This window comes from Streptomyces sp. WY228 (genome assembly GCF_019287315.1).
In the GTDB taxonomy this organism is placed as follows: domain Bacteria; phylum Actinomycetota; class Actinomycetes; order Streptomycetales; family Streptomycetaceae; genus Streptomyces; species Streptomyces caviscabies.
Window position 1 is genome coordinate 6,900,995 of record NZ_CP079114.1, and the last position, 20,034, is coordinate 6,921,028.

The 20,034-nt window shown below is 72.9% G+C and carries 15 protein-coding genes and 1 pseudogene; 11 read left to right on the plus strand and 5 right to left on the minus strand.

The features are described 5' to 3' along the window. Together KV381_RS30220 and KV381_RS30225 are read left to right on the plus strand one after the other, a co-directional pair. Complete coding sequence (locus KV381_RS30220) at positions 1-1,143, plus strand: XdhC family protein (RefSeq protein WP_030083932.1); 1,143 nt, start codon at positions 1-3, stop codon at positions 1,141-1,143. 214 nt (positions 1,144-1,357) lie between these two features. Then, positions 1,358-5,023, plus strand: coding sequence for a S8 family serine peptidase (locus KV381_RS30225; protein WP_218787329.1), 3,666 nt, complete (start codon positions 1,358-1,360; stop codon positions 5,021-5,023). A gap of 101 nt (positions 5,024-5,124) precedes the next feature. On the opposite strand, the gene KV381_RS30230 is transcribed toward KV381_RS30225, so the two are convergent. Further along, entirely contained in the window at positions 5,125-5,991 is an 867-nt protein-coding gene (locus KV381_RS30230; protein ID WP_030083936.1) for a DUF3626 domain-containing protein, read from the minus strand. Between the two features lie 74 nt (positions 5,992-6,065). Here KV381_RS30230 and KV381_RS30235 point away from each other — a divergent pair, with 74 nt between their 5' ends. After that, positions 6,066-6,737, plus strand: a complete 672-nt coding sequence (locus tag KV381_RS30235; protein WP_030083937.1) for a hypothetical protein — start codon at positions 6,066-6,068, stop codon at positions 6,735-6,737. Between the two features lie 109 nt (positions 6,738-6,846). Here the strand turns inward: KV381_RS30235 and KV381_RS30240 are convergent, their stop codons facing one another. The 3 genes and pseudogenes from KV381_RS30240 to KV381_RS30250 form a co-directional block, all read right to left on the minus strand. Next, the gene (locus tag KV381_RS30240) at positions 6,847-8,400 is read right to left on the minus strand and encodes an N-acetylmuramoyl-L-alanine amidase (protein ID WP_030083938.1); all 1,554 of its coding nucleotides are present in this window, start codon (positions 8,398-8,400) and stop codon (positions 6,847-6,849) included. A 255-nt stretch (positions 8,401-8,655) separates the two neighbouring features. Then, positions 8,656-8,917 (minus strand): annotated as a pseudogene (locus KV381_RS30245) (nitroreductase); the annotation flags it as partial. A 55-nt stretch (positions 8,918-8,972) separates the two neighbouring features. Beyond that, positions 8,973-9,431, minus strand: a complete 459-nt coding sequence (locus KV381_RS30250) for a nitroreductase family deazaflavin-dependent oxidoreductase (RefSeq protein WP_030083943.1) — start codon at positions 9,429-9,431, stop codon at positions 8,973-8,975. Between the two features lie 248 nt (positions 9,432-9,679). On the opposite strand from KV381_RS30250, the gene KV381_RS30255 reads away from it, so the two are divergent. Genes KV381_RS30255 through KV381_RS30265 form a run of 3 tightly spaced genes read left to right on the plus strand, consistent with a single transcriptional unit; the run spans position 9,680 to position 12,097 of the window. Then, positions 9,680-9,913 (plus strand): acyl carrier protein, encoded by a 234-nt coding sequence (locus KV381_RS30255; RefSeq protein ID WP_030083945.1) that lies wholly within the window; start codon positions 9,680-9,682, stop codon positions 9,911-9,913. Continuing rightward, positions 9,910-11,175: a beta-ketoacyl synthase gene (locus KV381_RS30260; protein WP_030083947.1), complete on the plus strand. Its 1,266-nt coding sequence runs from the start codon at positions 9,910-9,912 to the stop codon at positions 11,173-11,175. Before KV381_RS30255 ends, KV381_RS30260 begins: the two co-directional genes overlap by 4 nt. A 22-nt stretch (positions 11,176-11,197) precedes the next feature. Beyond that, positions 11,198-12,097: an alpha/beta fold hydrolase gene (locus KV381_RS30265; RefSeq protein ID WP_030083949.1), complete on the plus strand. Its 900-nt coding sequence runs from the start codon at positions 11,198-11,200 to the stop codon at positions 12,095-12,097. Positions 12,098-12,127: 30 nt separating this feature from the next. Here the strand turns inward: KV381_RS30265 and KV381_RS30270 are convergent, their stop codons facing one another. Next, positions 12,128-14,545 carry an endonuclease/exonuclease/phosphatase family protein gene (locus tag KV381_RS30270; protein WP_218786772.1) on the minus strand — a complete coding sequence of 806 codons (2,418 nt, stop codon included), beginning with the start codon at positions 14,543-14,545 and terminating at the stop codon, positions 12,128-12,130. A 530-nt stretch (positions 14,546-15,075) separates the two neighbouring features. Here KV381_RS30270 and KV381_RS30275 point away from each other — a divergent pair. The 5 genes from KV381_RS30275 (at position 15,076) to KV381_RS30295 (ending at position 19,958) form a co-directional block, all read left to right on the plus strand. After that, positions 15,076-16,380, plus strand: coding sequence for an ROK family transcriptional regulator (locus KV381_RS30275; RefSeq protein ID WP_218786773.1), 1,305 nt, complete (start codon positions 15,076-15,078; stop codon positions 16,378-16,380). A gap of 361 nt (positions 16,381-16,741) precedes the next feature. Further along, the gene (locus tag KV381_RS30280) at positions 16,742-17,245 is read left to right on the plus strand and encodes a flavin reductase family protein (protein ID WP_218786774.1); all 504 of its coding nucleotides are present in this window, start codon (positions 16,742-16,744) and stop codon (positions 17,243-17,245) included. A gap of 18 nt (positions 17,246-17,263) precedes the next feature. Beyond that, complete coding sequence (locus tag KV381_RS30285) at positions 17,264-18,346, plus strand: ABC transporter substrate-binding protein (protein WP_218786775.1); 1,083 nt, start codon at positions 17,264-17,266, stop codon at positions 18,344-18,346. After that, on the plus strand, positions 18,343-19,233 hold the full coding sequence (locus tag KV381_RS30290) for an ABC transporter permease (protein WP_218786776.1): 891 nt from the start codon (positions 18,343-18,345) through the stop codon (positions 19,231-19,233). Before KV381_RS30285 ends, KV381_RS30290 begins: the two co-directional genes overlap by 4 nt. Next, a complete protein-coding gene (locus KV381_RS30295; protein ID WP_103538135.1) occupies positions 19,209-19,958 on the plus strand; it encodes an ABC transporter ATP-binding protein in 750 nt (249 codons plus the stop codon). Before KV381_RS30290 ends, KV381_RS30295 begins: the two co-directional genes overlap by 25 nt. The last annotated feature ends 76 nt before the right edge of the window (positions 19,959-20,034 follow it).

Genomic DNA, 20,034 nt, shown 5'->3' on the forward strand with positions numbered 1-20,034 from the left:
ATGCTGGACATCGCCGAAGAGCTGCACCGGTGGGTCTCGCAGGGACGCGAGTTCGCCGTCGCCACCGTGGTGGCGGTCGGCGGCAGCGCGCCCCGGCAGCCCGGCGCCGCCCTCGCGGTCGACCGCGACGGAACGGCCATCGGCTCGGTGTCCGGCGGGTGCGTGGAGGGGGCGGTCTACGAGCTGTGCCAACAGGCGCTCGATGACGGGAAGTCCGTCCGCGAGCGCTTCGGCTACAGCGACGAGGACGCCTTCGCGGTCGGCCTGACCTGCGGCGGCGTCATCGACATCCTGGTGACACCGGTACGGGCGGACGACCCCGCCCGCCCGGTGTTCGCCGCAGCGCTCGCGGCCGCCGCGGAGGGGTCGGCGGCCGCGCTGGCACGGGTCACGGACGGGCCCGAGGAACTGCTCGGGCTCCCGCTCCTGGTCCGCGCCGACGGCAGTTACGAGGGCGGGCTCGGCGGCCACCCGGCGCTCGACCGGACCGCCGCCGCCGAGACCCGCGCCCGGCTCGACGCGGGCCGCACCGAGCCGCTCACCATCGGCGCGGAGGGTTCGCGCTGCGGCCGGCCCATCGAGCTGCTGGTCGAGTCCAGCGTGCCGCCGCCCCGCATGATCGTGTTCGGCGCCATCGACTTCGCCGCCGCGCTCGTCCGGGCCGGGAAGTTCCTCGGCTACCGGGTCACCGTCTGCGACGCCCGCCCGGTCTTCGCCACCGCGGCCCGCTTCCCCGAGGCCGACGAGATCGTCGTCGACTGGCCCCACCGCTACCTCGCGGGGACCGGCACCGACGCCCGTACCGTGCTCTGCGTCCTCACCCACGACGCCAAGTTCGACGTACCGCTCCTGGAGGCCGCCCTGCGCCTCCCGGTCGCCTACGTCGGCGCGATGGGCTCGCGCCGCACCCACCTGGAGCGCAACGAGCGGCTGCGCGAGGTCGGCCTCACCGACCGCGAACTGGCCCGGCTGCACTCGCCCATCGGCCTCGACCTCGGCGCCCGTACGCCGGAGGAGACGGCCCTGTCCATCGCCGCCGAGATCGTCGCGGTCCGGCGCGGCGGCAGCGGCGTACCGCTCACCGGGGCCCACACGCCCATCCACCACGACAGCAGCGGACAGCCGCTTGCCTCAGTGGCCTGAGGCGGCCCGACACGCCCGTCAACGCCCCGTCCACCTCGGGCGGGTTACCGCCACGGCGGTTTCCCGCCCGCCCCGAACGCAGCGGCCACCCCGGATTTACCGGTAGATCAGCTGCATGACTTCTTCCCCCTCCTCCGTTCCCGGCCGGGCGAGATCCGCTCGCCCAGGACGCAGAGCCCTGCTCCTGGCGACCTCGGCGGCCCTCATGGGCGGCATGCTGGTCCCCTTCGCCGGAGCGGGCACCGCCGGCGCGGCCCCGGTACCGGGCGCCGACGCCCAGCGCCCCGCCCCGCGCACCGAGAGCCACACCGTCACCCTGGTCACCGGCGACGTCGTGCGATACGTCGACGGCCCCGGCGACCAGGACACCGTCACCGTGGACCGCCCGGACGGCGCGAGCGGCGGCGTCCGTATCCAGCAGGCGGGCGAGGACGTGTACGTCCTGCCCGACGAGGCCACCACACTGATCGCGGCGGGCACCCTGGACCGCCGCCTCTTCAACGTCTCGGCCCTGGTCCGGATGGGGTACGACGACGAGGGCAGCGGTGCCATCCCGGTCATCGCCACCTATCCGGCCGCCCGCGCCAAGGCCCTGCCCGCCGCCCCGCGCGGCGCGAAGAAGGTCCGCACCCTCGCCTCGATCCACGGCGCCGCCCTCACCGCCGACAAGGCCGGGGCGCGCACCTTCTGGGACGCCGTCACCCGTACCCCGAGCGCCCGTTCGCTCGACAGCGGGATCGCGAAGCTCTGGCTGGACGGGCGCTCCGAGGCGCTGCTGGCCGAGTCGGTGCCGCAGGTCAACGCCCCGCAGGCGTGGGCCGACGGCTTCGACGGCAAGGGCGCCAAGGTCGCCGTCCTGGACACCGGCATCGACGCCGACCACCCGGACGTCAAGGACCGCCTCGTCGGCTCCCGCAGCTTCATACCCGGCGAGGAGGTCGACGACAAGCACGGCCACGGCACCCACGTCGCCTCCACCATCGCCGGATCCGGCGCGGCGTCCGACGGCGCGAACAAGGGCGTCGCCCCGGCCGCCGACCTGCTCGTCGGCAAGGTCCTCAGCGACGAGGGCTCCGGCGCGGACTCCGGGATCATCGAGGCCATGGAGTGGGCGAAGGCCGAAGGGGCCGACATCGTCTCCATGAGCCTCGGCTCCCCGGTGCCCGACGACGGCACCGACCCGATGTCCCAGGCCGTGAACTCCCTCTCGGCCGACGGCGGTCCGCTGTTCGTGATCGCCGCCGGCAACGCGTACGGGGCGGGCACCATCGGCTCGCCCGGCTCGGCGGAGCAGGCGCTCACCATCGCCGCCGTCGACAAGCAGGACGGCCGCGCCGACTTCTCCTCCATGGGCCCGCTCGTCCGCTCCCACGGCCTCAAGCCCGACCTCTCGGCCCCCGGCGTCGACATCAGCGCCGCCGCCTCGCAGTCCGTACCCGGCACCGAGGGCATGTACCGCTCGATGTCCGGTACGTCGATGGCCACGCCCCATGTCGCGGGCGCGGCGGCCATCCTGAAGCAGCGTCACCCGGACTGGACGGGGCAGCGCATCAAGGACGCGCTGATGACCTCGTCCAGGAAACTCGACGCGTACACCCCGTACGAGCAGGGCACCGGCCGGCTCGATGTGAAGGCGGCGATCGACACCACGATCGAGGCCACCGGATCGGTCGAGGTCGCCTCCTACGCCTGGCCGCACAGCCCGTCCGACGAGGTCGCCGAGCGCACCATCACCTACCGCAACACCGGTGACGCGGACGTGACGCTGAACCTCGCCACCGACACGGACGAGGCCGCCTACACCCTCTCCACCGGGCAGCTGACCGTCCCGGCGGGCGGCACCGCCGAGGCGGTCCTGTCGCTGGACCCGGCGAAGGTCGCCAACGACACGACCTTCTCCGGCCAGGTCGTCGCCACCGACGCGGCGGGCACGACGGTCGCGCACACCGGCTTCGCGCTCACCAAGGAGAAGGAGCTGCACGATCTGACGCTGAAGCTCCGCGACCGGTCGGGCAAGCCGATGGACGGCCTGGTCGTCCTCGCCGAGCTGGGCGACCCGCAGCTCGGCCTCGTCCAGGTCAGCGGCGGCGAGACCACACTGCGGCTGCCGCCCGGCAACTACACCGCCTGGGCCTCCGTCGACATCGACGGCGACCGCCCCGACGCGAAGGCCGTCGCGTTCCTCGCGGCCCCCGAGACGATCCTCACCGGCTCCACCACCGTCACCCTCGACGCCTCCAAGGCCCGCAAGGTGAGCGTGCGCACCCCGAAGGAGACCGAGACCCGCCAGCTCCGCTACGACATGGCCCGCACCGCCCCGGACGGCACCGTCCAGCGCGACGCGTACCAAATACCGCTGACCTACGACCAGTTGTGGGCGAGCCCCACCAAGAAGGTCACCCAGGGCGGCTTCAGCTTCCTGACCCGCTGGCGGCAGGGCGAGGAACTGGTCGACGTCGAGGCCGACGGCCGTGACATACCGGTCTTCGTGCAGGGCGGCGCGGCGATCGCCGAGGACCGCCGGCAGAAGCTGAACGCGGTGCACGCGGGCAAGGGCGCGCCCGCGGACTACCGGGGCGTGAACGCGCGCGGCAAGGCCGTCGTGATCACCCGCAGCGCCGACGTCACCCCCGCCGAACGCCTCGCGGCCGCGCTGGACGCCGGAGCCGAGGCCCTGTTCGTCGTCAACGACGGACGCGGCGTGGCGATGGAGAGCTACACCCCGTACGGCGAGCAGACCACCATCCCGGTCGCCTCCGTCCAGGCCTCCGCGGGCGAGACGCTGATCCGGGCGGCCCAGCGCGGCAAGAAGGTCCGGGTCGACCAGAAGAGGTTCGCGGACTACCTGTACGACCTGGTGGACCGCCACGACGGCGCGATCCCGGACCGCTCGCTGGCCTTCGCCCCCTCGGCCCGGCAGCTGGCGAAGGTGGAGAACACCTTCTACGGCCACAAGGAGACGCTCGGCGGCGGCTACCGCTACGACATCCCGGACTACGGTCCCGGCCTCGGCTTCGAGGAGTACGAGCAGTTCCCGGACGTCCGCACGGAGTGGGTCAACCCGCTGCCGGGCGACTCCTTCTGGTACGAGAACCACTCGGTCCTCAACGCCGAACAGTCCGACCGGGCGCACGAGATGCGCAGCACCGAGCTGGACTACCGGGCGGGCGAGGACTACCGCGCCGAGTGGTTCGCCCCGGTGACCCGGCCGCGTCTGGGCACCGCCTACTGGGGTCCGTTCCGCACGGTGTACGACGACCTCCAGTTCAACATCACCCCGTGGACCGACGCGGGCGCCGGTCACTCCGGCTCGATGCCGGAGAACGAGTACGACACCACCTCGTACGCCTTCTACCAGGGCGACAAGGAGCTCAAGAAGGGCGCGGGCCGGGCCGGTTACATCGGCGACCTCTCCACCGAGAAGCTGCCCTACCGCCTGGTCATCGACTCGCGGCGGGACGCGGAGACCTGGAAGACGTCGACCCGCACCCACTCCGAGTGGGGCTTCGTCTCCGGCGCGCTGGCGGAGGGCGGCCCGTACCAGGCCGACATCCCGATGCTCCAGCTGGACTACGCCGTCGACACCGACCTGGCGGGCGACGTCCGGGCCGGCCGCACGACGGAGATCGGCCTCTCCTCCGGCACCCAGGAATGGCTGCCGGGCGCGGTGAAGGCGAACAGGGTCTCGCTGTCGGTCAGTTACGACGACGGCAAGCACTGGACGAAGCTGGACCTCCGGAAGAAGAAGACCGGCGAGTGGACCGCGAAGTTCCGCACCCCGTCGAAGGGCGCGGCCTCGGTCTCGCTCAAGGCGCACGCGGAGGGCCCCGGCGGGCTCGTCGTCGACCAGGAGATCATCCGGGCCTTCGGCCTGAAGTGACCTGCTGAAGTCACCCGCTGACGCGACCTGTTGACGCGTCCTGGGCCCGCACCCTCCCCGGAGGGTGCGGGCTCTCTCCGGAGGGTGCGGGCCCTCTCCGGTCAGCCCCCGGCCGGAAGGCCCGCCGCCGTCCGCCCGAACCGGGCCAGCAGATGCCAGACCTTCTTCAGGTCCTGCTCCGCATGGCCCCCGGCACGCGCCGCGTCACCGATGATCCGGGCGTCCAGATACCCGTCGACCGCGAGGGTCGCGCCGAGTTCGACATACTCCGGCCCCCGGTAGCCGGGCCGGCGGCGCAGCTCGTCGACGCCGAGCCGGAACCCCTCGTGCCACTCGACCGGGCACGGCAGCCGCCCGGCCGCCGCCTCCACCGCCGTGCCCCGGAACGCCGGGTCGAGCACGAGCGCCTCCACATCGCTCTCCAGCCGCACCGGGGCGTGGATCTGCGCCTCGATGTAGTCGTCCAGGGCGTCACGGCGGTCCGCCGCCGCCCGTTCGACCAGCCCCGACATCCGGGCCGCGACCCCGAAGTGCTCGGGCTCGGCAGCGCTGTCCGGATAGCAGAAGGTGGCCGAGCCCAGCGCGTCCGCCGTCAGCCGGAAGTGCGCCGACCCGAACCGGGGCGCGGCGCCGAAGGAGGCCCGCCGCACGTCCAGCGCCCCGTAGACGGGCCGTTCGGCGGGCCCGGCCCGGTCGTACGCGCCGCCGAAGATCCGGCTCTCCCAGCGCCACCGGTCCCCTCCGGGGCGGGCGGTGAGCCCGCCGTTGCTGGTGCCGGTCACGAACTGGGAGACGTACAGGCCGTCCTCGCCCAGCCGTTCCAGGATCGGCCGCCCCGCCACCGTACGGTCGGGGTGGAAGTTCAGGGTGACGCGCAGTCCGGCGTCCAGCGGAGCGCCCGAGGACAGCGCGGCGACATGTTCCAGCGCGCGCAGGCGGGGCGGGGCGGAAGGGTGTTCGGCGTTCATCGGGACAGTGTGCCCGGACCGCTCCCGGGGGTGCGCGTGCGGAGCGCCGTCCTCCGGTGCGGTTGGATGAGCGTATGAGCGTTCACGACGTGGCCCGCAGGCTGCCGGGCATATCCGTCCTCACCGATCTCTGCCGTTCGCTGGCGATGCTCGACGCGATCCTCTGCCCGGAGTGGGACAGCCGCTGGCACGCCTTCGACGCGCGGTGGTCGCCCACGGAGCAGATGGCCTCGATGCGGGACGGGTCGGGCGGGGAGTACTCCGTGGTCGTCTCCGCCGACGGGGCGTACGTACGGGGCTTCGACCACGAGTCGCCGATGAGCCCGTACGTGGAGGACGGCCCCTGGCCCGGGGTGCTCGACGAGGTGCCCGCGGTGTTCCGCCGTTACGTGGACGAGCCGTCGTTCAGCGACGAGTTCGGCCTGCCGGTGGTCACCGCCTGCCTCTGGCGCGAGAGCGGCGACGACCGCTGGCGGGCGGGCAGTATCGAGTTCCCGGAGGACGGCGAGGACTCCGACGGCGCGGACTGGCTCTTCCAGCTCCTGGTCACGGGCACCCCCGAGTCGTACCAGGAGTGGGCCGAGGACTACTTCGACGTCTCCGTCGACCTCGAAGCCGTACGCCATGTCTACGCGCTGCGGCCGCTCACCGACGAGGTGATCGCCGCGCTCAACCCCGAGCGGGTGCCCGGCGAACTGGCCGAGGACATCAAGGAGATCGGGTACCCGGCCGGCGCGGGGGAGTAGCGGCGGGGCGGCCGGGCCGCGTGGTCCGGGAGCAGGTCTCCGGGGCCCCGGGCGTCCGGGGCCCCGGGCGGTCTCTCCGTGCGGTGGAGAGCCCCGCCCGGGTCCGTGCTCACTTCCCGTTCTGCAGGGCCTCCCACGTGGCCGGGCCCACCTGGCCGTCGACGCCCAGCTTGCGGGTGGTCTGGTAGGTGCGGACAGCCGTGTCCGTGGCCGGGCCGAAGCTGCCGTCCGCGTCGACGGTGGTGCCGAGCGCCGCCGTCAGGGCCCGCTGGAGCCGCTTCACCGGCTCGCCCGTGCTGCCCTGCTTCAGCAGCGGGGTCGAGCCGGCCGACAGCAGGGCCGTCCAGGTCTTCGGGCCGACGATCCCGTCGGCGCCGAGCGAACGGTCCTTCTGGAACGCCTGCACGGCGCTCTTCGTGGCGGCGCCGAACTGGCCGTCCACCGTGCCGGGCTGGTACTTCTGCGCGGTGAGCAGCGTCTGGACGGCGGAGACCTGCGGTCCGGAGGAGCCGGACTGCTGGGTGGAGTAGACGGGGAAGGTCAGGCCGTCACCGCCGCTGCCGGGGTCGCCGTCGATCAGCTCCATGTAGTGGTTCCAGTCCCAGTTGGGGCCGGGGTCGGTGTGGGTGGCGCCGGGCGCCTCGCTGTGCCCGATGATGTGCGACCGGTTCTTCGGGATGGAGTACCGCGCCGCGAGGTGCTTGGTGAGAGCGGCCGAGGAACGGTACATGGCCTCCGTGTACCACGCCGGGTCGTCGACGTAGCCCTCGTGCTCGATACCCACGGACGAGGAGTTGACGCTGCCGGCGTGCCAGGCGGTGTCCTTCTCCCGCACCGACTGGGTGACCTCGCCGTCCGACGAGCGGATCGTGTAGTGCGCGCTGACCTTCGACTCCGGGTTCTGGTACCAGCTGATGGAACCGGCGTAGGAGCCCTGGGTGGTGTGGATGACCACCTTGTCGACGGTGGCCTTGCGGTCGACGACGTAGTTCCCGGAGTACGCGGGCACCCAGCGCGCCGAGGGGTAGTCCTCGCTCTGGACGTAGACGTCGGAGGCCGACAGCTCGCCCTTGTCCGGGTCGACCGGCCGGGCGGGCACGAGGACCTCCTCGCCGCCGGGCACCTTCGCGGTCACGCCCTCGGCGAGGAACGTGAAGACGGTGTCCGCGTAGAGCGTGGCTGCCTGGCCCTCGGCGGCGCTGTAGCGGGCCACCGCCTGGTACCAGGAGTCCACGTCCCGGCGCTCGGCGGCGTCCAGGCCGAGCGCGTCGGCGTGGTCGCGCAGGACGGCCGCGCCGCCGAGGATGTTGGCCGTGGTGTCCCGGCGCAGCCGGGCGGCGCTCTCGCCGGTCAGCTCGGAGGCCTTCTCCAGTGAGCGGTTGACGGGGTTGCTGGCCAGGTGCATCACGCCGTAGCCGTTCGCCTGGCTGGGCTCTCCGCCGTGACCGTTCAGCCGGGACTCGCCGTAGCCGACGGCGGCCAGCAGATCGCGCGGGACGTCGTACGCGTGTGCCGCCTCGGCGAAGGCGCGGTTCACCGGGTCGGCCGTGTCCGCGTGCGGGGCGGCGTTCGAGGGCTGCCCGGTCGCGAGGAGGGCCGTGGCGGTGAGGAGGGCCAGGGCGCAGACGCGGGCCCGGGCGCTGGCGGCGGTGCGTGGGGGCATGGGGGCTCCTGCTCCGTGGGAGGAAGTAAAAAGCCCTCGGGCCCGGGTGGGCCAGAGGGATGCCGAACCCGGCCAGGCTATCGATGTGAGTGGGACATGACAAAGGGGTGCACCGGCGATTCGGCTGGCAACTTCCTGCAAATGCACGGCAGTTGCCCGGCCGGCTGAGCCTGTCGGGTGACATCGAGCGTCACCCGACAGGGGTGCCGGTACCGGTTGACGCGGGCTCCGCCGCTACCAGCGGTCGCGGTGGATGACGTCCGCGACCGGGCGCCGCCGCACGGGCCCGAAGTTGCCCGCGGGCGCGTACTTCCCGGTCGTCGCCAGATACGCGTCCACGCACCGCTTCCACAGCGGGGCGAGCCGCGCCATCACCGCGCGGTCGGTCACCATCACGTACTCGTAACACTGCATGTTGCCGCCGCTGGGCCCCCGGACGGCGGCCTGTATCAGCTGCTTCGAAGAGAGCGGGGCCGCCGGGGGCGGACGGGTCGGCCTGAACCGTTTCCATGGTCATGATCGCGGAGTTCACGGTTTCGGCCGAGCGTCATAAGGGCTCCCGGCCCGCCGGTTCAGCTCCGCGTCAGCCGCACCACCGGGATGTCCCGCTCGGTGCCCGCCTGGTACTGCCCGTACCGCGGGAACAGCTCCACCAGACCCGGCCAGACCCGCGCCTTCTCCTCGGGCGGCAGCGTCGCCGCCACCGCCCCGAACCGCTCGGTGTTCACCCGCAGTCGCACCTCCGGGTTGGCCTGGAGGTTCAGATACCACAGCGGCGGCCGGTCCGAGCCGCCGTTGGACGCCACGATCAGATAGTCCTCGCCGTCCCGCCCGTACATCAGCACCGTGCGCCGCACGGTCCCGCTGCGCCGTCCCACGTAGTCCATCAGCAGACACGGCACCCCGAGCTGGGTGGTGCCCTTCGTGCCGCCGGAGGACTCGTAGAGCTCGGCCTGCCGGGCGACCCAGTCGGCGGGGCTCGGCGCGACCTCCGGGGTGCCGTCGCGCTCGCCGTCCTGCTCGGCCGTCATGGGCTTCTCCTTCTCTCGTGCGCTCCCGTACGGGCTCCGCCCCCATCCTGGCACCCACCCGCGGCGCACCCCGGATTCGTACACCTGGACACCCCTCCCACCGCACGGGGGAACGCGGACCGGGAACCCGTCCGCGAAGGCGTATAAAGGGTCCTTCCGGAGCAGCCGGCGTCCCCCGATGGCCCCTCCCCCCACCTCCCCTCACCACGCGGCCGACGTCACCGCGTCACCGAGCCCAGGAGAGCCGAATGAGCACGTCGGAAGAGATCAGCACGCTGCTGGTGACCAAGTTCGGAACCGACCCCGGGGCGATCGGCCCCGATGTTCCGCTGCACCGGCTGCGGCTGGACTCCCTCGCGCTGGAGGAGCTGCGGCTGCTCATCGAGGACCGGCTGGACGTGGATCTGGAGGACGTCGCGCTCACCTCGCGCGACACCGTCGGCCGCCTCGTCGAGGCGGTCCACGGGAAGGTCACCGCATGAGCGCGGCGACCGCACGGCCCTACCGGCGGGCGCCGCTCGCCCCGTTCGCCGCCGCCGTCACCGGCGTCGGCCTGGTCACCTCGGCCGGTACGGGCGTGGACGCCGCCTGGCGCGGGGTCACCGAGGGCCTCGCGCCGGCCGCCGCCCCCCGGCCCGAACTGGCCGACCTGCCCTGCGACTTCTTCTACTCCGTCACCGACTGCGACCCGGGCGCCGTCCTCGGGGTGGCCGCCCAGCGGCTGATGGACCGTTTCGCCCAGTTCGCCGTCATCGCCGCCCGCGAGGCCGTCGCCGACGCCGGGCTCGACCCGGCCGTCTGGGACAGCGGCCGGGTCGGCGTCGTCATCGGCTCCGCCCACGGCGGACTGCCCTTCTACGACGAACAGGCCGCCGCCCTCGCCGGACGCGGCCCCCGCCGGGTCTCCCCGAAGCTCGCCCCGCTCTGCGTCGTCAACGGCGCGGCCAGCAGCGTCAGCCTGGACCTCGGCGTCCATGGACCCAGCCAGGCCGTCTCCACCGCCTGCTCCTCCGGCACCGTCGCCATCGGCACCGCCCACCAGATGCTCCGCTCCGGGGCGTGCGACATCGTCATCGCGGGCGGCGCCGAGTCCACCTGCACCCGCCTCCTGATCGCCAGCGCCTGCAGCCTCAAGGCCGTCTCCACCCGCCGCGAGGACCCCGCGGCCGCCTGCCGCCCCTTCGACACCCACCGCGACGGCTTCGTCGTCGGCGAGGGCGCCGGACTCGTGGTCCTGGAACACCCGGAGCACGCCCGCGCCCGGGGCGCCACCGTCCGCGCCCGGGTGAGCGGTTACGGAGCCTCCAGCGACGCCCACTCCGCCGTCGCCCCGGACCCCGAAGGCCTCGGCATCGAACGGGCGTTGCGCACCGCGCTCGCCGACGCGGGCCTCGCCCCGGCCGACGTCGGGCACGTCAACGCGCACGGCACCTCGACGCTCTCCAACGACCTGATCGAGGCGACCATGCTCCGCCGGGTCCTCGGCGAGCACCCCCTGGTGACCTCCACCAAGGCGATGACCGGCCACACCCTCGGCGCGGCGGGCGGCATCGAGACCGCGCTCACCGTCCTCGCCCTCCAGCACCAGCTGGTCCCGCCCACGGTCAACCTGGACGCACCCGATCCGCGGATCCCGGTCGAGGTGGTCGCCAAGGAGGCCCGCGCCGCCTCGTTCGACTGCGCCGTCAAGACCTCGCTCGGCTTCGGCGGACACAACGCGGCACTCGTCCTCACCAAGGCCTGACGGAAGGGAACGCGGCCAGCACATGCCCGAGGAAATCATCCGGACCCTGTCGGTCGACGGGGTGCGCTACAGCTACCGCGTCCTGCCGCACCCCCGCTCCGGCGGCGTCCCCGCCACCGAACCGACGCTCATTCTCGGCGGCGCGCTCCAGGGCATGTTCGGCTGGCCCCAGATGGACGACCATCTGGGCCCGGCCGCCGACGTGGTCACCGCCGACCTGCCGGGCATGGGCAGCGCCGACCCGCTCCCGCCGGGCCCCGCCGCCGATCTGCTGCGCCGGGCCGTCCTCTCCATCGCCGACGACCTCGGCGCACCCCGGATCAACCTCTTCGGCTTCTCCTACGGCACCGCCATCGCCTTCGGCTTCGCCCGCCACCACCGGGAGCGGGTGGCGCGCCTGGCCCTCGGCGGCGTCCCGGTCCACATCGACGCGGCCCAGGTCGCCTGCTGGGAGCGGGCCCGGCAGCAGCTGGCCGCGGGTGACCGCGAGGGGTTCGCCGCCACGGCGGCCGACGCGCTGATGTGCCTGGACCCTGAACGCCACGTGCACCGGCGGGAGTTGGCCCGCCGCTATGTGCGGCGCTCGTTCCTGCACGCGCTCACCCACTCACCGCACGCGGCGGACTCGCTCTACCGGGCGCTGGCCGACCGGCCCGACTTCTCCGGCGGGCTCACCGGCGTACCGGCGCTGGTCTTCGCCGGGGAGCACGACACGGTCACCTCGCCCGCACGGCAGCGGGAGTTCGCCGCGACGATCGAGGGCAGCCGGTTCCTGACGATCGGGGAGGCCGACCACTGGGTGGCGCTGGAACGGGCCGACGAGGTGGCCTCGCTGGTCTCGCGGTTCTTCACCGGACGCGAGCCGGTGGCCGGCGCGGTCACCCTGCCGCGCCAGGCGGGCGCCCCGGTGGGGCGGACCTGAACCTCCGGTCCGCCCCACCGGATCACGGCCTCAGTGCCCGTGGCCGTGCGAACCCTCGGCCTTGATCCGGACCACCTGCGGGTCGTGGTCGCTCGCCTGGTCGGCGAACTCGGCGTTGATGTGCACCACGTCGTAGTCGAGGCGGCGGATGCCGGGGCTCGTCAGGATGTGGTCCAGCGTCTGCGCGTTGCCGTCGAAGACGTAGCTGTACCGCTCGGACGCGGGCAGCGTCGTGATCAGCGGCTTGAGCGCCTTGCCTTGGGTCAGCGCCTTCATCGTCGGCGAGAACTCGAAGTCGTTGAAGTCCCCAAGGGCGACGACCCTGGCGGACCTGTCCGCCTTGAGCAGCGAGGCGACGAAGGTGTTGACCTCGGCGGCCTGCTGGATCCGCTTCGTCTCCGAGGAGCGCGTCGGCTCCTGGTAGCGGCCGTGCAGCGGCTGGTCGCCGCCCTTGGACGCGAAGTGGTTGCCGATGACGAAGACCGGCTTGCCCCGGAAGACGAACTCGCCCACCAGCGGCTTGCGGCTGTCCGCCCACGCCACGCTCGCCGGGTTGATCCGGCCGGGCGAGGCGGAGAGCCGGACGCCCTTCCCCGCCTTCACGGCCTCCACCGCCGTGGTGGCGTCGCCGCCCGGACGGTCGGTGAAGGAGACCCGCTGGGGGTTGTAGAGGAAGACGTTACGGATGTTGCCGCCGGGCTCGCCGCCGTCCTTGTTGTTCTCCGGGGCGATGTAGCGCCAGGCGTACCGCGGCCCGCCCTGCGCGACGATCGCGTCCGTGAACCGCTTCAGCGTCGCCTCGGAGCCCACCGTGCCGTCGTTGACCGCGCCGTTGTCGTCCTGGATCTCCTCCAGCGAGACGATGTCGGGGGAGGAGAGGTTGACCGCGACACCCTCGGCCAGGGTGTCGAACTTGGCCTGGTCGTCGCCGGCGTCGAGGTTCTCCACGTTGTACGTGGCGACCGCCAGCTCGTCCTTCTTCTGCTTGCGGGTCACCTCGCGCCGCAGCTTCTTGTCGACGACCGTGCCCAGCTCGGTGGCCTGCACGTTGTAGCCGCCGTACGAGGCGTAGTCGAGGACGCCGGTGGTGCGGCCCTTGAGGACGTCGCCGACGTTGGCCGTCGGCACCGGCTGTGCCGGGTCCAGCGACATCACCTTGAGCCGGCCGGTGTTCTGGTCCTGGTACGAGGCGTAGAGCGTGCCGCCGCGCCGGGTCGGGTTCTCCTTCGGCTTGACGGTCACCCAGATCTCGTCGTACGCGGTCGTCGCCCCGGTCACCCGGGTGTCGGCGATCCGGACCCGGGAGCCCTCCAGCGCCTCGTACAGGTCCAGGGCGTAGCGCTTCGGGTTCAGGGGCAGTGCGTCGATCGCCCCGCCGTCCGCCGAGGGCACGTAGCGGCCGGGAACCGAGCGGGCGTCGAGGACGACCGGGGCGGGCAGCGCGTTGCCGGAGGAGAGGACGGTGGTGCGCGGCGCGGTGATCTGGGTGATCGACTGGGTGCCGGTGCCCGGGTAGTACTCGGCGACCTTGCCGCTGACCAGGACCGCGTCGCCGACCCGCACGGCCGGGACGGCGGAGCCGGTGTAGACGAACAGGCCCTCGCTGGTGCGCGGGTCGTCGTCGGGCGCGGTGTCCTGGATCCAGAAGCCGCGCGAGCCGCCGGCGCGCACGCCGGTGACGACGCCCGGGACGCCGTCGACCGTCGAGCCGTCGAGCGGGGAGAGGCGGGTGGTGCCCTGGATGTCGTGGATCCGTACGTCACCGGGCTCGGTGGGGCCGGGCTCCTCGGGCTCCTGGCCGCCGCCGGACGTCTCGCCCTTCGTGTTGACCGGGGTCGGGGCGGCCGCGGTGAGATCGGCCGCGTTGTCGTCGGTGTCGGCGAGCGAGGCGGCCCGCGCCACGGACGCGGTGGCCGAGGCGCCGGGGACCGGGCCGCTGCCCTCCCGGACGACCGCGGAGCCGTAGCCGACCAGGTCGACGATCCGGGTGTCCGCCGTGCAGTCCGCCGCCGACTTGCAGGTGAGCGGGGCCGTCCCGGAGACCAGGGCGACGGTGCCGCTGCCCGCCGCCATGGCGACCGTGCCGGTGGCGTCGGCGGTGGGCAGCGCGACCGTTCCGCCGGTGCCCGCGGCCTGGGCGACCAGGTAGCGGCCGCCGGGCGCGATCGACCCGGTCAGCTCGGAGACCTGCCACTGCGAACCGGCCGACGGGCTGCCCGGCAGGTACTGGACGCTGAGACCGCCGACCTCGAAGGGCGCGGAGCCGGCGTTGGCCAGCTCGACGAAGTCCCGGGTCAGCGTCGCGCCGGAGTTGCCCCCGCCGCCGTACACCTCGGAGATGACGGCGGTGGCGGACGGGGCCGCCTGGGCGGCGGGCAGGGCGGTCACCGCGAGCGCGACGGCGACGGCGCCGGTCAGCAGGACGGAACCGGATCTGTATATCTGCACGGGAGGTGCCCCCAACTGAACTGAGTAGTAGGGGCAAAAGCTATGCGCGTAGAACAAGGCATGACAAGGCATCATCGGTTAATTCCCGGCATCATCCGGATGGAGGACGGGTCTCACCGCCCCGCACCGATCGCCGCACCCCCGCTTCGCGCGCCCGCCACACGCCTGTCACGTGCGGCAACGGACGGGCAACACGCCCTGCTGAGACGGCCGTCCACCATGCGGTCAACGGTTTGACCGGGTTACGCCGTTCCGATTAGGTTGCGCGCCATGCAGCGATCCGCACACCTGACGACGCGAGGTCATGTCGACCTGAAGCGCGTGTGCTCCGCGGCGTGTCACCGGGCCTGAACGCACCCGCCCCGTCGCGACCGCCTCCGGAGCCCTTCCGGTGCGCGCACCCGGGGGCACACCGTTCCACGGGAGAAGCCGACCCCTCTCCGGCCCGGCGCCGGCCGGGCTCGGCCCGAGGCTCCGTCCGGACGCCTTCCCGCACGGCCCGCTGCCATCGAGGACCTGTGAAGACACCTGTGAAGCGTCCGCCCGTGCCCGCCCGCCGCCCCGCTCCGCTGCGCCGCTCGGACATCCCGGCCGCCGCCCCCGCCCGCCGCGCCTCCGGCACCGGCTCCGTGCTGAGCGCCATCCTCGACCACGGGCCCGTCGCCCGGTCCACCGTCGCCCGGCTCACCGGCCTCTCCCCGGCGGCGGTCACCGGCCACGTCGGGCAGCTGCTGGCGCGCGGACTCGTCCGCGAGGGCGCGGAGACCGCCGGACCCAAAGGGCTCGGCCGCCCCCACATACCCGTCGAGATCGACACCGGCCGCTATCTGGTCGCCGGGGCCCATGTCGCCGTCGCGCACTCCACCGTCGCGCTGATGGACCTGCGCGGCCGGATCGTCGCCGAGGACCGGCAGCCGCACGCCATCGGCGCGACGGGCCCGTACGCCACCGTCCCCGGCGGCTCCGCGCGCGGCCTGGTCAGCGGCCCGGCCCTGCTGCGCGACCTCGCCGACCGGCTGCCCCGGCTCGTCGAGGAGCACGCCGCGGGCCGGACCGTCCTCGCCCTCGGCTTCGCCACCGGCCACCGGGTGGACCCCGCCGCCGGAGTCGTCGTCGAGCATCCGCACCTGGGCTGGCACAACGTCCCGGTACGCGAGATCCTCGAAGCCGCCACCGGCCTCCCGGTCCATGTGGACAGCCACTCCCGGGCGTTGGCCCGCGCCGAGCAGCTGTTCGGCGAGGAGTCGACCCGGACCAGCACCGTCCTGCTCTTCGTCGGAGCCGTGGTGGACGCGGCGTTCGCCAGCTCCGGAACCATGCATCTGGGCCCCCGCTCCGGTGCGGGCAGCGTGGCCCATCTGCCGCTGGGGGCAGGCGGATCGGGCGGGGCCGAGCCCTGTTCGTGCGGGCGCACCGGCTGCCTCCAGTCGGAGGTCTCCGAGCGGGCCATGGTGCGGCGCGCCGCCGAACAGGGCCTGTACGTCTCCTCGTTCACCGAACTGCTCGACGGCGCCCTGGCCGGCGACCCGCGGGCGCTGGCGCTCTTCCGCCGCCGGGCCCTGCTCGTCGGCCGGGCGGCCGCCCTGCTCCTGGACATGTTCGACCCGGAGGTCCTCGTGGTCGTCGAACCGGGAGCGGGCCGGATCCCCGAGTGCCTGGCGGACCTGCGGGCGGAGGTGGCGCGGCGCTCGTGGGTCTGCGACGACCCCGAACGTGCCGTGGTGCCCAGCAGCTTCACCGGATCGGTGCTGGCCACGGCGGGCGGCGCGGTGGCGCTCGGCGCGCTGTACACCGACCCGCTGGGGCCCTGGCCCGCGCTGCCCGCGGTCTCCTGACCCCGCGCACCGGCCCCGGTCCGCCGCCGGTGCGGAACCCGACTTAATTCAGAACGTTGCATTGTTGACCGGCCCGACAGCACCACAGGACAATGGATTCATGACCAGCCGACAGCGTATTCAGCAGAGCGTGCCCCGCACGGCTCGCCGCTGTCGCACGGCTGCGCCGGTGAGGGTTTTCTCCCGGCCCTGTCGTTGTCGCCGCTGTCCGGGTTCCCGATAAACCCAGCAGACTTCCGGGCGCAGGGGCGAGAAGCCGATTCCTGCGGGGCATTGATGTGCCCCGCCGGGTGATCCGCGCTGTCCTCCCCCCAATCCGTGCGCCCGTTTCCCGCATTCCCCTCCTTCCACTCCGGGAGAGATGTTGACCGTCACCGTGCCCTCCTATGCCCCCGCCTACGCCCCCGACTGTTTCAAGCAGGTGTTCCGCCGCCATCCGGCGGGCGTGGTCGTCGTCACCGCCGACTCCGGCCGCGGGCCCGTCGGATTCACCGCCACCTCGCTCACCTCGCTGTCCCTGGACCCGCCGCTGGTCTCGTACGGCATCGGCACCACGACCTCCTCCTGGCCGCACGTCGAGGTGGCGTCCTCCACCGTCGTCAACTTCCTCGGCGCCGACCAGGAATCGCTCGCCCGCACCTTCGCCACCAGCGGCATCGACCGGTTCGCCGCCCCCACCGCCTGGCGGCGGCTGCCGGAGGGCGAGCCGGTGCTCGACGGGGTGGCCGGCTGGCTGCGCCTGGAGACCGAACAGATCGTGCCCGCCGGCGACCACCGGATCGTCATCGCCCGGGTCACCGAATCCTGGCTCGACGAGGGCCGGGCCCCGCTGCTGTTCCACGACGGCGCCTACCACTCCCTCTGAGACCCAGGAATGCACCCCATGTCACGTCACCGGACCGATGAATCCACCACCACTGCGAGAACCGTGGGCCGCAGGTCTTTTCTCGCCCTCGCCACCGGAACGGTTCTCGGCCTCGCCGCCTGCTCACCGCAGACGAAGAACGCGGCCAGTTCCGAACCCGCCGGAAAGCTTCCCTCGGGCCCTCCACCCGCCGGTACGAAACTGACCGTCGCGGTCCGCCAGACCCGGCTCCAGATCGAACCCGCCGGTCTCAAGAAGGACCTCGCCTTCACCGTTTCCGAATGGCCGAACCTGAGTGCGGGACCGGATATCATCCAGGGATTCCGGGCCGAATCCATCGACCTCGCATCGAACGCCGGAATTCCGCCGATCCAGGCCAAGGCCATCGGCGTCGACACGAAGATCGTCGCCGTCCAGGTGCGCCCGCTGCCCCTCTACACCTTCGCCACCGCGCCCGGCTCGGACATCGCCTCGGCCGAGGACTTCCGCGGCAAGAAGATCGGCTTCTCCCAGGGCCAGGCCCAGGGCGTCGTCGTCCTGCGCGCCCTGAAGGCGGCCGGCCTGAAGAACAGCGACGTCGAACTCGTCGCCCTGCCCAGCACCCAGTTCCTCACCGCCCTGCAGTCCAAGCAGGTCGACGTGGCGCCGCTCGGCGAACCCACCCTCACCAAGTACCTCGACCAGTACGGCAAGGACGGCGCCACCGGCCTCAAGACCGATGTGGTGGATCTGCTCACCGTCCTGTGGGCCCCGGTCGCGGTGCTCGACGACCCGGCGAAGGCCGCCGCCGTCCGCAACTTCGTCCCGCTGTGGGCCAAGGGCCTCGTCTGGGCCTGGGAGCACCAGGACGAGTGGATCGACACGTACTACGTGAAGGACCAGGGCGTCTCCGTCGCCGACGGCAAGCGGATCGTCTCCTCCCTGAACAAGCCGCAGTTCCCGCTCAGCTGGGACAAGGCCATCCAGTGGGAGCAGGAGACTGCCGACCTGATGGCCGAGGGCGGCTTCGTACCGAAGCAGGACGTCGCCGACCTGTTCGACCGCCGCTTCGAGCGCCTGGCGGCCGAGTCCGTTCCCGCCCAGTACCGGGAGAGCTCATGACCGACCTGCTGCCCAGCGCCCGCTCCGGCGGACCCACCGTTCTCACCAAGGGCGCGGCCCCACCGGCGGACCCGCACCCGGACACCGGCCCCACCGTCGCCCGCGGCACCCGCCGCCGGCTCGGCCCCGGCCGGCCCCTCCCCTTCGGCCGGCTCATCGGCCCCGTCCTGCTCGTCGCCCTGTGGTGGGCCGCCTCCGCCTCCGGCTATCTGGACCCGCGCATCCTGTCCGGACCCGGCAGCGTGATCTCCACCGCCTCCGACCTGGTGGCCACCGGCCGCCTCCAGGACAACGTCCTCATCTCCCTGCAACGCGCCGGGCTCGGCCTGTTCTTCGGCGTCACCAGCGGAGTGGTGCTCGCGGTCGCCGCCGGACTGAGCCGCGGCGGCGAGTATCTGATCGACGGACCGCTCCAGATCAAGCGGGCCATCCCCTCGCTCGCCATGCTGCCCCTGCTGATCCTCTGGCTCGGCATCGGCGAGGAGATGAAGGTGACCGTCATCGCCCTCGGCGTCGCGGTCAGCATGTACATCAACACCTTCGCCTTCCTGACCTCCATCGACAGCCGGTACGTGGAGCTCGCCGAGGGCCTCGACCTCAGCCGCGCCCAGTTCGTCCGCAAGGTCGTCGTCCCCGGCTCGCTGCCGGGCTTCTTCGTCGGCCTGCGCCTCGGCGTCACCTCGTCCTGGCTCGGACTGATCGTCGTCGAGCAGATCAACGCCACCAGCGGCATCGGCTACATGATGTTCCAGGCCCAGCTGTACGCCCAGTCCGACGTGATCATCGTGGGCCTGGTGGCCTACGGGATCTTCGGCTTCGCCTCGGACGCGGCCGTACGCGCCATCGAGAGGAGGGCCCTGTCATGGCGACGCACCCTGGCGGGCTGATCACCGAGGTCCACCCCGCGGTCCGGACGAAACGGCTGGTACGGAGGTTCGGCGACCGGGTCGTCCTCAAGGAGATCGACCTGGACATCGCACCGGGGGAGTTCACCGCCCTCCTCGGCCGCAGCGGCTCGGGCAAGTCCACCCTGCTGCGGGCCGTCGCCCGGCTGGACCACACGGTCGAGGGCTCCGGCGAACTCACCGTCCCGGAACGGGTGTCGCTCTCCTTCCAGGACTCCCGGCTGCTGCCCTGGCTCCGCGTCCTGGACAACGTGATCCTCGGGCTGCGCGGCCCCGCCGCCCGCGAACGCGGTCTGACCGCCCTGGCGGAGGTCGGCCTGGCCGGCCGCGACCGCTCCTGGCCGCACGAGCTCTCCGGCGGCGAACAGCAGCGCGCCGCGCTCGCCCGCGCCCTGGTCCGGGAGCCCGAACTCCTGCTGGCCGACGAGCCGTTCGGCGCGCTCGACGCCCTCACCCGGATCAAGATGCACGGACTGCTGCGCGAGCTGTACGAACGCCACCGCCCCGCGGTGCTCCTGGTCACCCATGACGTGGACGAGGCCGTGGAGCTCGCCGACCGGGTCCTGGTCCTGGAGGACGGCCTGGTCTCCGTCGACCTCGCCATCGACCTGCCCACCCCGCGCTCCCGCCGCGACGCCCGCTTCCAGGAGTACCGCGACGCCCTGCTCACGGCCCTGGGCGTCGAGCAGCCGGCACCGTCCGCCTGACCCGTACGCGTCCGGCACCGGGCGCCCGCCCCGTATGCGTACGGCACCGTCCGCCTGACCCGTAACGCGTACGGCA